General features: G+C 36.7%; 14 protein-coding genes. 7 read left to right on the top strand and 7 right to left on the bottom strand.

Features of this window, described 5'->3' with window-relative positions; genetic code table 11:
* Nucleotides 1–255 precede the first annotated feature (255 nt).
* From CSE16_RS07450 to CSE16_RS07470, 5 genes are all read right to left on the bottom strand, one after another.
* The gene (locus CSE16_RS07450; protein ID WP_099423323.1) at nucleotides 256–2100 is read right to left on the bottom strand and encodes an FtsX-like permease family protein; all 1845 of its coding nucleotides are present in this window, start codon (nucleotides 2098–2100) and stop codon (nucleotides 256–258) included.
* Complete coding sequence (locus CSE16_RS07455) at nucleotides 2090–2851, bottom strand: ABC transporter ATP-binding protein (RefSeq protein WP_099423324.1); 762 nt, start codon at nucleotides 2849–2851, stop codon at nucleotides 2090–2092. The genes CSE16_RS07450 and CSE16_RS07455 overlap by 11 nt, the downstream gene beginning before the upstream one ends.
* Before the next feature lie 99 nt (nucleotides 2852–2950).
* On the bottom strand, nucleotides 2951–3946 hold the full coding sequence (locus tag CSE16_RS07460) for a sensor histidine kinase (RefSeq protein WP_099423325.1): 996 nt from the start codon (nucleotides 3944–3946) through the stop codon (nucleotides 2951–2953).
* Entirely contained in the window at nucleotides 3943–4632 is a 690-nt protein-coding gene (locus tag CSE16_RS07465) for a response regulator transcription factor (protein WP_099423326.1), read from the bottom strand. Before CSE16_RS07465 ends, CSE16_RS07460 begins: the two co-directional genes overlap by 4 nt.
* A 329-nt stretch (nucleotides 4633–4961) precedes the next feature.
* Nucleotides 4962–6023 (bottom strand): NAD(P)/FAD-dependent oxidoreductase, encoded by a 1062-nt coding sequence (locus CSE16_RS07470; protein ID WP_099423327.1) that lies wholly within the window; start codon nucleotides 6021–6023, stop codon nucleotides 4962–4964.
* Nucleotides 6024–6169: 146 nt separating this feature from the next.
* Here CSE16_RS07470 and CSE16_RS07475 point away from each other — a divergent pair, with 146 nt between their 5' ends.
* From CSE16_RS07475 to CSE16_RS07490, 4 genes are read left to right on the top strand one after another with little or no spacing between them, the layout of a single operon-like run.
* The gene (locus tag CSE16_RS07475; protein WP_099423328.1) at nucleotides 6170–6961 is read left to right on the top strand and encodes an ABC transporter ATP-binding protein; all 792 of its coding nucleotides are present in this window, start codon (nucleotides 6170–6172) and stop codon (nucleotides 6959–6961) included.
* A 14-nt stretch (nucleotides 6962–6975) separates the two neighbouring features.
* Entirely contained in the window at nucleotides 6976–7902 is a 927-nt protein-coding gene (locus CSE16_RS07480; RefSeq protein WP_099423329.1) for an iron-hydroxamate ABC transporter substrate-binding protein, read from the top strand.
* A gap of 24 nt (nucleotides 7903–7926) precedes the next feature.
* The gene (locus tag CSE16_RS07485; protein ID WP_099423330.1) at nucleotides 7927–8928 is read left to right on the top strand and encodes a FecCD family ABC transporter permease; all 1002 of its coding nucleotides are present in this window, start codon (nucleotides 7927–7929) and stop codon (nucleotides 8926–8928) included.
* Nucleotides 8921–9928: a FecCD family ABC transporter permease gene (locus CSE16_RS07490; RefSeq protein WP_253896196.1), complete on the top strand. Its 1008-nt coding sequence runs from the start codon at nucleotides 8921–8923 to the stop codon at nucleotides 9926–9928. Before CSE16_RS07485 ends, CSE16_RS07490 begins: the two co-directional genes overlap by 8 nt.
* A gap of 207 nt (nucleotides 9929–10135) precedes the next feature.
* Here the strand turns inward: CSE16_RS07490 and CSE16_RS07495 are convergent, their stop codons facing one another.
* Nucleotides 10136–10762, bottom strand: a complete 627-nt coding sequence (locus tag CSE16_RS07495) for an NAD(P)/FAD-dependent oxidoreductase (RefSeq protein WP_099423331.1) — start codon at nucleotides 10760–10762, stop codon at nucleotides 10136–10138.
* 72 nt (nucleotides 10763–10834) lie between these two features.
* Entirely contained in the window at nucleotides 10835–11056 is a 222-nt protein-coding gene (locus tag CSE16_RS07500) for a heavy-metal-associated domain-containing protein (RefSeq protein ID WP_099423332.1), read from the bottom strand.
* Nucleotides 11057–11457: 401 nt separating this feature from the next.
* Between CSE16_RS07500 and CSE16_RS07505 the strand changes: the two genes are divergently transcribed.
* The 3 genes from CSE16_RS07505 (at nucleotide 11458) to CSE16_RS07515 (ending at nucleotide 13400) form a co-directional block, all read left to right on the top strand.
* Nucleotides 11458–12411 carry a cation diffusion facilitator family transporter gene (locus CSE16_RS07505; protein WP_099423333.1) on the top strand — a complete coding sequence of 318 codons (954 nt, stop codon included), beginning with the start codon at nucleotides 11458–11460 and terminating at the stop codon, nucleotides 12409–12411.
* Nucleotides 12412–12513: 102 nt separating this feature from the next.
* Nucleotides 12514–12846, top strand: coding sequence for a metal-sensitive transcriptional regulator (locus CSE16_RS07510; RefSeq protein ID WP_305849723.1), 333 nt, complete (start codon nucleotides 12514–12516; stop codon nucleotides 12844–12846).
* A gap of 236 nt (nucleotides 12847–13082) precedes the next feature.
* Nucleotides 13083–13400 carry an ArsR/SmtB family transcription factor gene (locus tag CSE16_RS07515; protein WP_099423334.1) on the top strand — a complete coding sequence of 106 codons (318 nt, stop codon included), beginning with the start codon at nucleotides 13083–13085 and terminating at the stop codon, nucleotides 13398–13400.
* The last annotated feature ends 98 nt before the right edge of the window (nucleotides 13401–13498 follow it).

Consider the following 13498-nt stretch of genomic DNA (forward strand, 5'->3'; position numbering starts at 1 on the left):
GAAATGCCTTATTTATTGTTATAAGAAATAAAGGTAGGGATGGAATGTCCTGTTTTAGGAACGGTAGTTGCTTCTGAAAGCTGTAGTGGAGTGATGTTTGTTCAGTGTTATAATTATTGTTAGTAGTTCTAGGATTACCATAAAAAATCGTCCACTCTGTAAATGGTGTTGTGGTAACTTCATTTTACAATAGTGGACGGTTTTTTGTACTTTTTTAAATCAAAAACAGAGTTGCCACCAACTCTGTTTTTCTTATTATTCATGGTTTAATTTTTTTAGATACCCTCGACGAATCATCAAAAAGCTTAAAATAAATAATAGTAAAAATACACCAATGCCGATCGCAGTCATTTGATAAAACGACGCTGAAATCATATTACGCATACCAAATATCACAACCAATAAAAGGATAGACGCAAAGCTGAAAGGGATAAACACTAGCATTGCCAGCTCTTTAGTTACTACAGAACTTAAGTCTTTCACCGAAAGACCAATTTTCCGAATGCCCCTGTATTTTTCCTTTTCTGCTTCAAGTGATGTTTGTAAATAGAAATACAGAATACTCATCGCTGCACTCAAGAAAATCAGACTGAGCATAAATCCGATAAAGAACATGATGCTCTTTACAAACTTCTCTGTATCGTATAAACCGATTTTAGATGAAATTAAATGTGCATCTTGTACTGAGGGGATTTTTTCTAAAATAGTTTCCGCGATGTCAATCTTTTCAGGCCAATTTTCAAGTTCATAAGCAAATACTTTATAAACAGGTAATTCGATTGTTTCATAAATTGCATCTGGTACAATATAATACACATTCTGGAAGCCTGTCATTAATATATTTTGTTTCTCAAGCCCTGCATACTTTAGCTGACCTAATGCATAGTCTTCAATGGCATTTGTGCTAGGTAATATACCTTCATTTCCAGCTGCAACGTAGTACTCATTGTCATTTAACGTAATGCCTTCGTGTAAACCGAGCGCATTATAATTCGAAAGCGACATAAAACCGATTCTTCGATTTTCATCTGTTTTAAATGCTGAATAGAAGCTATCAAATTTACCTGATTTGCCTATTGTCGCTTCGATAAAGGCAATGTCATTTTCTTCAGTTGTATTACCTGGAAGTGAAGTATATTGGAAGCTATATGGATATAGGATTTCCGTTTTTTCTTTCACACTGTAGTAAGAGCTATACAGCACGCTTGTACATAAAAATACGCCTAGCAATAATACAGTTAGTAAATAGATAAGGTGCGCATGGGAACGACCTTTTGCCTTAATATTCGAAACAAACAACATATTTGTTTTTCTAAAATAAGATGGGCGTTTTTCTAGAATACGAATGCCCAATAATGTTCCTTGCGTAATCGTAAAATAAATGGCGAATAGTAAGCTAGCGAAAAGAGCCATGTAATAGAAAGTATCGAATGCCAATATCCACTTCATTTCAAATTTAGCTGAAATGATTAAAAATCCACTCACGATGACTGATAGCATAAATTTTATAGGTGCAAATGCGATTACTTTTTCTGTCGTGACATCTGCTTTTAAAAGTTGAATGGCTTCTTCTCGATTAATAAAGCGCGCCATGAATTTTGAAACGACAAAAAACAAAATTGTGAATAGGATAATGGTTAAGATGATTGCTGTGTAAGGTATATACATACCAAATAGATCCGCTTGTAATACACGTTTTGCCACCATTAAAAATAACGGCGAAACAATGAGTCCAATTATAATAGCTGTAACAATTGCAGCACCACCGATCAGCATATTTTCTCTAAAGATCATGGTGCGGATTTGCTTCATGGACGCGCCCGTAATCATAAATAGACCAAGACTCTTTGTTTTCTTTTTCAAAAACGCAAAAATGGAGTAAATGATAAAAATAAATGAGAAAATATAAATAAAGAAACTAGCAAACATCATCGTAATTCCAAGCGTACTTTGTGTATCAATTAAAGCAAGCATTGGATGGAATGCTGTGATCGAAAATAGGAAGAACACTACGATTGAAAATACACTACTTAAAAAGTAAGAAATGTACGTCCACTTATCACGTAATATGTTTTGAACAACAATATCATTAAATTTCATGTTGTCCACCACCTAAAAATGTAAGTGTGTCCATAATTTCTTGGTAAAATTGCTGTTTATTATTGCCTCGGTGTATTTCGTTATAAAGAGTACCGTCTTTAATAAAGACAATACGCTGCGCAAAGCTTGCGACATACGCATCATGTGTCACCATTAAAATAGATGTCTTTAATGTTTTATTGATGTTTTCAAACAGTGACATAACATCATTGACAGCTTTTGAATCTAAGTTACCTGTTGGTTCGTCGGCTAGTAAGAGACTAGGTTCATGAACAACAGCGCGTGCAATTGCCACACGTTGTTTTTGCCCACCTGAAATTTCAAATGTACGCTTCTTTAAAATTCCTTCAATCCCCAAGAATTTAGCTACGTCTACTAAACGCTTGTTCATTTCATTCGATTGAACGGAGTCCAGTGCTAATGGCAGTAAAATATTTTCTTCGACTGTCAAAGTGTGGACAAGGTTATAGTCTTGAAAAACAAAGCCTAGCTCATTGCGACGAAACTTCGCTAATTCATCGTCATTTAATTCATATGGATTTTTTGAATTAATCGTAATAACGCCACTAGTTGGACGGTCAATTGTAGAGATGCAGTTGAGGAACGTTGTTTTGCCACTACCAGACGGACCCATCACCGCAACAAATTCATTCTCACCTAAATGAAAATCGATGCCTTTTAATGCTTTATATACAACTTCTCCGGAATACTCCTTTTTAAGCTGATTGACCTGTAATACTGTGTTGGACATGTATTCGTCGCTCCCTCTTTGTATCATTTTCTACCTTAAGTATAGATACACAGGCCATTCCAACACATCTCTGTACATGACAGCAATATGACAAAATTGTCAGATTGGTCTTTTCATGCTTTTAGAAAAATCAATGGTGATGATTGTTTCGTTATTTGCTGAATGTAACTGGAATGGATGATCTAAAGTTGTGAGGATTCGTTTCACTAAATAAAGTCCAATACCGGTCGCTTCGCCTTTCATGCGCCCCTTAGACCCTGTAAAATAGAGGTCAAAAACACGCCTTATTTCATTTTCAGGAATCGTGTCGCCATTATTTTTTATCCATAACTGACCCTTTTCAAAATCAATTCTTACAGTAGAATTTCGTTCACCGTATTTCACTGCATTACTTAACAGCTGATAAATGACAACCTTCAACCATTTACGGTCTGAGAATAGTAGGACATCTTCTGACATCGTGCATTTTGGGTACACTTCTTCCTCAATAAAATACTCTTTTAAATCATTAATAACTTCCTTTATAACACGTTTCAGCTGAATGTATTCAATTTTCAAATCCGACAATAAATTCGTGGAACGGCTGTATGTTAACAGTTGATTTAACGAAAAATCCAGCTTGTTACACTGTGTTTTCACCTTCTGCCATCCGATTAGTGTACTTTCTTCTTGCCACTGATTATTAGATTGAATGAGCAATTGAATGACCGAAAGAGGGGTCTTCATTTGATGTACGGCATGAGAAATCATGATTTGCTGCTCTTGAGAAAATTGCTTGAAACCTTCCTCTTGTGTGAGGAGTATTGTCTGAATCGATTGTAGTTGGCTTGCGTACGCTTTTTCGATTGGCGCGATTGGATGATAGATCACAATATTTTCAATTTGTAAGTTTTCTTTCACAATATGGGTATACATCTTTTTGCGACGGAGATAACGAACAGACAGCAAGGCGACTAATAGAAAGGATGATAAAAAGACAAAATAAGAATAATGATTTTCTAAGCCATCTAACTGCTGAATTACAAAAGGTAGGCAAATGAATGTAAAGAGGTAAAGGGCAATGATACTTAAATGATCCTGTAAAAATAGTTTCATGTATGGTTCTCCGATAATTGGTAGCCTATACCACGAATTGTGATAATTTCTAAGGAAGATTGTATTGCTTCTAATTTTTTTCGAAGTCTTACAATATTGACCGTTAGTGTATTTTCCTCGACAAATGTTTCATCATCCCAAATGGCAGTTAGTAACTGCTGTCTTGTTACGACATTTGGATACGCTTCAAATAACAATGTACAAAGTCGAAGTTCCTTTACTGTTAAGAGCTCCTCTTGTTCGCGTGTGCTTAGTCTGACCGTGTCTATGTTTAATATTGTATTACCTAATTTCAATATCCGAGCTGAATCGGCTGCATATTCACCGTATATCCGACGAATTTGTCCATTTATTTTTGCCAGAACCACCTCGAATGAAAAGGGCTTCGTAACAAAATCATCTGCACCATTTTCAAGCCCATAAACTTGATCTGCATCACTCATGCGAGCAGATATAATCATAATTGGTCGATTCGAGACTTGTCTTATTTTGCGCGACCAATAATAGCCATCAAAGGCGGGGAGATTAATATCCATTAAAACAAGGTGGGGGTCGAATTCTTGAAAATGGTCGAGTACTCTTTCAAAGTCATGAATAATTAGACATTGATAACTATATTTTTCTAATTGCTTTTTTAATGTTTGAGCGATATCCATGTCATCTTCAACGATTAATATTTTATACATTATGCCTCTCCTGTCTTATCTACTATCTTTCACTTCAAATGATACCATAATAAACTTTTTAGAAATGTATTTAATGTGAAGTGAATTCCATCTAGATATTTCAAAGAGTCAAATTTACGTATCTTATTATAAAAGGTTACATGCAGGTGGGGAATTTAGTTAAAATAGATAAAAACTAGAAGGGGCTTGCGTATGGAAACAGAATGGTTAAGGACCTACATCGTGGCAGCAAAAACAAATTGGAATATGGTTGGAAGGAAAGTGGCAAGTAATATATACAAAAAAAGGTGTAGAAACGATTTCTACACCTTTTTTCCTTCAGAGACTTATTAAATAGATGATTGAAGTTTCGTATAAATCTGTTTTTCATTAATAGAGCGATTCTTTTCTTTGAAAGCTTCATTATGTGAAGAAACCATTGCATAACGCGATGCTGTTGGTTCTAAGTATGTTTTTATCGAGTTGACGGCATTTGCTGCGTCTTGGAAAGTTCCTAATAGAAGATTAATTTTTCCTTCAAAAGATAAAATGTCACCGGCTGCGAAAATACCTGGTTGTACAGTTTCTCCAGTCGATTTTCCTTCAAAATAATAATTGTCTTTCTTTGGAACCGTAATGGATGGTTCAAATTCTAATGAAGACTCACAGTTATATCCGTGACTGACGATGACCTCGTCGATATCGCGAGTATAACATTCTTTTGTTTTTGAATTCTCACATGTTACAAATTGAATGGCTGTTTTATCAGCATTTGAAGTCAGCTTTGTAATAGATGTATTACATTCGATTGTTACGCCAGCATCCATCGCTTCTTTTATATTTGCTTCATGGGCAGAAAGTGTTTCATTGCGATAAACAACCGTTACACTTTGTGCAATTGCGGATAGCTCCACTGCCCAGTCAATTGCTGCATTCCCACCACCAGAAATGATGATATTTTTGCCTAAAAAACGTTTTAATGACTGTACCGTGTAATGCAGATTCGTCATTTCATACTTCTCTGCACCTTCTAAAGTCAGCTTTTGAGGGTTTATAATACCACCGCCAACTGCTAAAAGGATTGTTTTAGAATAATGAATATCTCCTTGTTCTGTATGTAAAGCAAAAATATCATTTTCACGATTGATAAAATCTACTTTTGTTCCCGTTAAAATGGTTGGATCAAAGGTTTTTGCTTGAGCAATTAATTGTTTTGCAAATTGCTCGCCTGATACTGGGGGATGGCCACCAATATCCCAAATCAACTTTTCAGGATAAAGTAAAACCTTACCACCAAGTGATTCTTGACTTTCAATTAGCTTTGTTTTCAAGCCTCGTAAACCACTATAAAAAGCGCTATATAGTCCAGCAGGCCCACCACCAATAATTGTTACATCGTAAACATCTTGCATTTTTTACCCTCACCTTTAAAAAAATAATAAAAATATATTGACAAATACTTATATGATAACTAGACTAACTTTAGTGATAATGATTATCAACACTGTTTGGTGGGGTTATCATAACATGGATACATGTAAAAAGAAAGTGAGGATACATTTTGCGTTTACAAATTGAATCGATTCGTGTTGGTTACGACGATAAAACCATTGTGCACGATTTATCGCTACAAATTCCTGATGGGAAAATCACGACAATTATTGGCTCGAACGGCTGTGGGAAATCCACATTGTTAAAAGCGATTACGAGAATTTTGAAGCATGAGCGCGGACAGGTTATTTTGGATGGACAAAATATTTCAGAGTTAAAAACAAAGGAATTAGCAAAAGAATTAGCAATTCTGCCACAAAGTCCGGAAAGTGCACATGGTTTATCTGTGGAAGAACTCGTATCCTATGGTCGATTTCCATATCAAAAGGGCTTTGGCAATTTATCACAAAAGGATAAGGACGTCATTGACTGGGCTTTACATGTAACAAAAACGGATACGTATCGGTCGCAAACAGTCGATGCATTATCAGGTGGACAGCGTCAGAGAGTGTGGATTGCTATGGCATTAGCGCAGGAAACTGACATTATCTTTTTAGATGAGCCGACGACTTATTTGGATATGGCGCATCAATTAGAAGTATTAGAATTACTGCGTGAGCTCAATATAAAGGAAGGGCGTACAATTGTCATGGTGCTCCATGATTTAAATCAGGCAGCACGATTCTCAGATTACATTGTGGCACTTTCAAAAGGGCACCTTGTGAAATTTGGTACCGCTGAGGAAGTGATTGTGCCAGAAGTTTTACAGGAAGTATTTAATATTGATGCAGTGATCGGTAAGGATCCACGAACAAACAAGCCGATGTGCATTACATATAACTTATTACAAACAAATTAAAGGGGATACTCAAAATGAAAAAATGGCTTTTACCAATGTTTATGATGGTCGTATTAGTGCTTGCAGCTTGCGGCAATAGCGAGAAAAGTGAAGAAAAAACAGGTAAGGATGCTGGAAAAGAACCTTCACCCGAAACAATTACGTATCAATCTGAAACAGGTCCTATTGAAGTACCCGCAAATCCAGAACGTGTTGTTGTCTTGTCTTCATATGTAGGGGATTTAATGAAGCTTGGTGTGAATATGGTTGGGGTCGATTCTTGGTCTGCCAATAACTCGAATTTTGAAGAAGGAATTAAAGATGCTGAAATCGTAGCGAATACGGATATCGAAAAAATTATAGAACTTAATCCTGATTTAATCATTGGTTTAAATAATATTGAAAATGCAGATAAACTAGCGGAAATCGCACCAACCGTATTATTTACGTATGGCAAAGTTGATTACTTACAACAACATATCGAAATTGGTAAAGTGGTGAACAAAGAAGCAGAAGCAACAGCATGGGTAAAAGATTTCAAAGTACGTGCTGCTGATTTAGGCACAAAGATTAAAGATAAAATCGGTGAAGATGCAACTGTTACCGTTGTGGAAAACTATGAAAAACAATTCTATTTATTTGGCGATAACTGGGGTCGAGGAACAGAAATTTTATATCAAGAAATGGGCTTGAAAATGCCTGAAAAAGTTAAAGAAGTAGCACTAGAGCCAGGTTATTTTGCAATCTCACAAGAAGTGTTAGGTGAGTACACAGGAGACTACGTTATTTTAAGTTTATCGAAAGAACAAGATTCTGCGTTCTTAAATGCGGATTGGTATAACGAAATCGAAGCGGTGAAAAATGGTCAATTATTCGAAGCAGACTCAAAAGTATTCTACTTCAATGATGCAATGACACTAGATTATCAACTAGATTTCTTTGAAGAAAAGTTTTTAAAATAAGCGAGTAAAAAGGAAGCAAAAGCAATGACAAAGTTTCGACAGTTACCATTTTGGCTTCAAGTGTTACTAGTATTCATCCTATTAGTTGGTACAGCTAGTATTTCTCTCTGTTTTGGGGCAGCAAATACGTCTATGAAAGATGTCTATGAAGCAATATTTGGACAGAGTGGTGGAAAGCATTATTCTATTTTACGTGAAATTCGATTTCCACGTATCATTGCAGCAATTTTTGTCGGGAGTGCATTAGCAGTAGCGGGAGCAATTATGCAAGGGGTAACAAGGAATCCCTTAGCCGATCCAGGACTTCTTGGGCTTACGGCAGGTGCGAATGCGGCACTTGCCCTCACGCTAGCATTTGTGCCAAACACTTCGTATATTATGCTTATCTTTGCATGCTTTATTGGTGCGGGTATAGGCATGGTTATTGTATTTGGCATTGGTGCTTCAACAAAGAGCGGTTTTTCTCCGTTAAAACTAGTTTTAGCCGGAGCAGCCGTTTCTGCTTTGTTACAAGCGATTGCTGATGGGACGGGTATTTTATTTAATATTTCAAAAGATGTCTCGATGTGGACAAGTGGTGGCTTAATTGGTACAACATGGAATGCGCTTATTATCGTGCCATTTATCGTTCTTGGATTAGTGGTGGCATTTATTTTTAGCCGTCAGTTAACAATATTAAGTTTAAACGAAGAAGTGGCAGTCGGCTTAGGCCAAAATACTACGGTTATTAAAATGATTATGATGAGTACTGTTGTTGTGTTGGCAGGAGCTGCTGTGGCACTTGTTGGAAATCTAGCATTTGTCGGCTTAATGGTACCTCATATTGTGCGAGCTTTTGTAGGAACTGATTATCGTTTTGTATTGCCAATGAGTGCTTTAGTTGGTGGTTGGTTTATGCTGTTAGCAGATTTTGTGGGACGTATGATTAATGCACCGTTCGAAACTCCGGTTGTGGCAATTATTTCGATTATTGGCCTTCCATTCTTCTTACTTTTAGTGCGTAAGGGAGGTCGTCAATTTGCTTAATGGACAGCGGAAAAAACAACGGAAGTGGCTCGCTATTTGGATACTGTTAACGTTGGCTGTTTTCGTGATGGGTATCTCACTTGGTGCAGCATCCATCTCAATTGACCGAATTATACCAATATTACTCGGAGATGGTAGTTTTAAAGAATCATTCGTGTTATTTTCAATACGCTTACCTCGATTATTTGTGTTAGCAGCGGCTGGAATGGCATTAGCGCTTGCTGGTGCTGTGCTACAAGGCGTAACACGAAATGACTTAGCCGATCCCGGGATTATTGGGATTAATGCTGGTGCAGGTGTCGGGATTACACTGTTCTACTTATTTGTAAAAGGAGATTTACCGAATTTTGCTTATGTTTTACCTGTCGTCGGCTTTGTCAGCGCGATGATAACTGCATTATGTATTTACTTCTTTTCGTATAAGAAAAATCAGGGTGTACAGCCTGTGCAGCTTATTTTAATTGGAGTTGGTGTCGCTTCTGCATTATCGGGTGTAATGATGATGTTAATTTCATCTGCTGAGCGAAATGATGTGCAGTTTATCGCTCAGTGGCTTGCCGGAAGTGTATGGGGCACGGACTGGCCATTTTTATGGGCGTTGTTGCCATGGTTAGTGGTGGGAATACCGTTTATTTTCTATAAGGCTAATGTTTTGAATGTGTTAGCTATGACCGAACAAACGGCAATTGGTTTGGGGATGAATATTCAACGGGAACGTCTACAATTATTAGTCGTAGCTGTGGCACTTGCTGCTGCAGCCGTATCAGTTACCGGTGGAATTGCCTTCATCGGTTTAATGGCACCACATATTGCAAAACAGCTAGTGGGCCCGCGCTATCAATTCTTTTTACCGTTAACACTATGTATCGGTGCGAGTCTATTAATGTTTGCTGATACGATTGGTAGAGTTATCATTTCAACGGCAACGGTGCCAGCAGGAATTGTCGTAGCATGTATTGGTGCACCTTACTTTTTATATTTACTACGCAAAAACGGCTGAATGGATGTTTCGTTCAGTCGTTTTCTGTAGTTAAAGGGCTGAATAGGTGGATAGAATTCGCTAAGTGACGGATAGAAACGGAATACTGGTGTATAGAACAACGAAATTGATGGATAATGGCAAGCTATGTACACTATCCTTTCTCCATTAAAAAATGTCTACACAAGGTAAAATACATCCCTCGTGTAGGCATTTCTTTTAGATTCATTAATCCAAAATCTGTTCGGTAAGTGTGTCAAAACTATATCGATTTAGGAATTTAGAAAAGGATTCACGCTTCTTACCATGCTCCGAATAAATAGCTATAATTTTGTCAATAAGGGTATAGAGTTCTTCAGGCTGTAATTGCGCTTTTACGAGCTTGCCAACTTGTGCGTTAGCCCCCTTAGGACTACCGCCAATGTATAAATCATAGCCATTTTTTACTTTTAACACTCCAATATCATTTACAAGAGGTTCTCCGCATCCAACAGGGCAGCCAGTGTATGCAGGGCGAAGAGTGAAAGGAACAGGCCTGCCAGCAATTCGCCGATTGATTTCCTTAGCAACGGGCATTCCTTCTTGTTCTTCTCCTTTACAAAAATTACAGTGACGCAGACTTTTTACGTAATTTCCGACGGGATAAACAGACAATCCGACTTCATTGAACCTTTTCGTAATGACTTCAACTTCATTTTCAGCTACTTGAATGTATAGCTGTTGAAACGTTGTCAATTCCAATTCTTCATCACCTAAATATTCAACAAGTAATAAAAGCTGCTTTGCATTCAATTTTGAACCAAAGCCGATGCCTCCATTTACAGCTAACTTTATATTTTTTTCGATTTCAGACATAACAATACTTACCTTTCTACTGAAAAAGCACTATTAAGTGTATTTTTCATTATTTTTTATGTGGGATATCATCTAGTAGGTGTTTGTGTCAACAACTGTATACCCATGTGAGGTAATCGCTTGGATCATTTTTTCAATTGATGCGCGGTTATCGTTATACGCCACTTTTACAACACCATCTCTTACATTGATTTCGATTGCCATCGTATCATCAATTTGGTGAAGACTATTGTTAATTTTCTTTCCACAGCTACCACAAGACATGCCTAGTATGTTAAATGTTACATTTTGCATAATTTAAAAACTCCTTTTATTGTGATTTTATACATATAGGGGGTATAAGATAGATAAAAAAATTCATACACAGTACACAGGTTGAATTCAGCATGAAAAATAGTACATTGCAAAAAAGTGTGTACTAGCTACTATGTAAATGGAACATCTTTACTTATCTCCTAATGTAATCATATTACTATACCTTAGTATGGTATGTAAATGACGGGTTAATAATTATTTTAAGAATAACTACTAATAAAGGGTCTTTACCTATTGGATGACCTTATTTTATTGTGACTAACAATATACCCCTAGGATTTTATGTGTTGACAAAAAATAAAAACCAATTTATCATCTATATATGAACATATAATCATATATTGGTTATATACGAAAATTAATTAGATGGAGTGATAATTATGTCGGGTCATCATGATCATAATCACGCACATGGTGCAAATAAAAAAGTGCTACTCATTTCTTTTTTAATCATTACGAGTTATATGGTTGTAGAAGCGGTAGGGGGGTATGTGACGAACAGTTTGGCCCTACTTTCTGATGCAGGACATATGCTCAGTGATTCCATTTCACTTGGAATTGCTTTACTTGCTTTTACATTAGGGGAAAAGGCAGCCAATTATAGTAAAACCTATGGCTATAAACGCTTTGAAGTGTTAGCAGCGGTTTTTAACGGTGTGACACTTATACTTATCGCGCTATTCATTTTCTTTGAAGCAATTGAACGCTTTGCGAATCCACCAGAAGTTGCGACGACAGGTATGCTTGTTATTAGTTCTATTGGTTTAGCGGTGAATATTGTCGTCGCTTGGATTATGACGCGCGGTGGGGATACGGAAGAAAATTTAAATATGCGTGGGGCTTACCTTCACGTTATTAGTGATATGCTGGGTTCAGTTGGTGCCATACTTGCAGCCTTGCTCATTCTGTTTTTCGGATGGGGCTGGGCGGATCCATTGGCAAGTGTCATTGTAGCAATTCTTGTTTTACGAAGTGGCTATTATGTAACAAAAGCTTCGATACACGTATTGATGGAAGGAACACCACAAAATGTAATCGTAGACGATGTTGTAAAAATAATTGAACAGACGAACGGTATTAAAGGGCTACATGATTTGCATATTTGGTCAATTACAAGTGGTTTGAATGCACTTTCTTGCCATGTGGTAGTAGATGATCAATTAACGATTGCAGAAGGCGAAAAACTACTACGTAAAATTGAACATGATTTACAGCATCAAAATATTCAGCACGTTACAATTCAACTAGAATCCGAGGCCCATCAACATGATCATTCGATTTTATGTACTGCGAAAGCTGACCCACCAGATGCACATGCACACCATCATCATTAAAGCGGTAACAGTTTTCGTTCCCAAAAAGCTTAAAGCCTGTGACTATTTTGTCCAATAAATTTGTGTATAATAAGGTTAGTAGTCAGTGAGGGGGCTTTTGTTTTGGAAAAAAATATTGAAGAATTGAATGAGTCGACAGTAGAATCTGTAACGTGTCGTAAAAGTCATCACCCAGAGCACGTGAAGAAAAATTTAACGGTGCGTTTAAATCGTATTGAAGGCCAAATTCGTGGCATCAAAGGGATGGTCGAGAAAGATGTGTATTGCGACGATATTATTACACAAATTTCGGCAACGCAATCGGCATTAAATAGTGTGGCAAAAATTTTACTAGAAGGTCACTTAAAAGGCTGTGTGGTTGATCGTTTGTCAGAAGGTGATGAAGAAGTGTTAGATGAATTGCTTGTCACAGTTCAAAAGTTAATGAAAAAGTGAAGTCTATTTTTTGATTCGCCGAACGATTCAATAAGTAGAGCTACCAAAACAGGGGAGAAAACAATAATGTTTTTTCACCTGTTTTTTATTTGTTTCCTATACCAGGCTAATTTGATTTTAAAATCAACCAGTTAAAGTAGTTAAGTTTAACTTTCTATGGTACAGTTTCTATATTGATTGTTATATGAACATATGCTCATATTATTAAATGATTATAACTGGAGGCGTCGTATTAAATGAAAGAAAAACCACAAACTACTTCACATGTATTAGATGAAGAAACACTATTTGTTGTATCACAAACATTTAAAGCGTTAAGTGATCCAACACGTATTCGTATACTAAATTTACTATGCTGTGAGGAACATTCAGTGAATGACATTTCAGAAGCTCTGGATTTGGGACAGTCTACCGTATCCCATCAGCTTCGATTTTTAAAAAATTTACGATTAGTTAAATTTCGTCGTGAAGGAACCACTTTGTACTATTCAAGTGATGATTCCCATGTAATGAACTTATTGCATCAAGCAATAGATCATGCAAAACATGAATAATTGTTATGGCTAAAGTCGTCAGTAATAGCAAGGCTCGGAAAGCGTACTAGAAAAATTGTAAAAAAAAGCAAAACCACTTTACATACCCTGCATAGGTA

Origin of the sequence: Solibacillus sp. R5-41, assembly GCF_002736105.1 — a bacterium.
GTDB lineage: Bacteria > Bacillota > Bacilli > Bacillales_A > Planococcaceae > Solibacillus.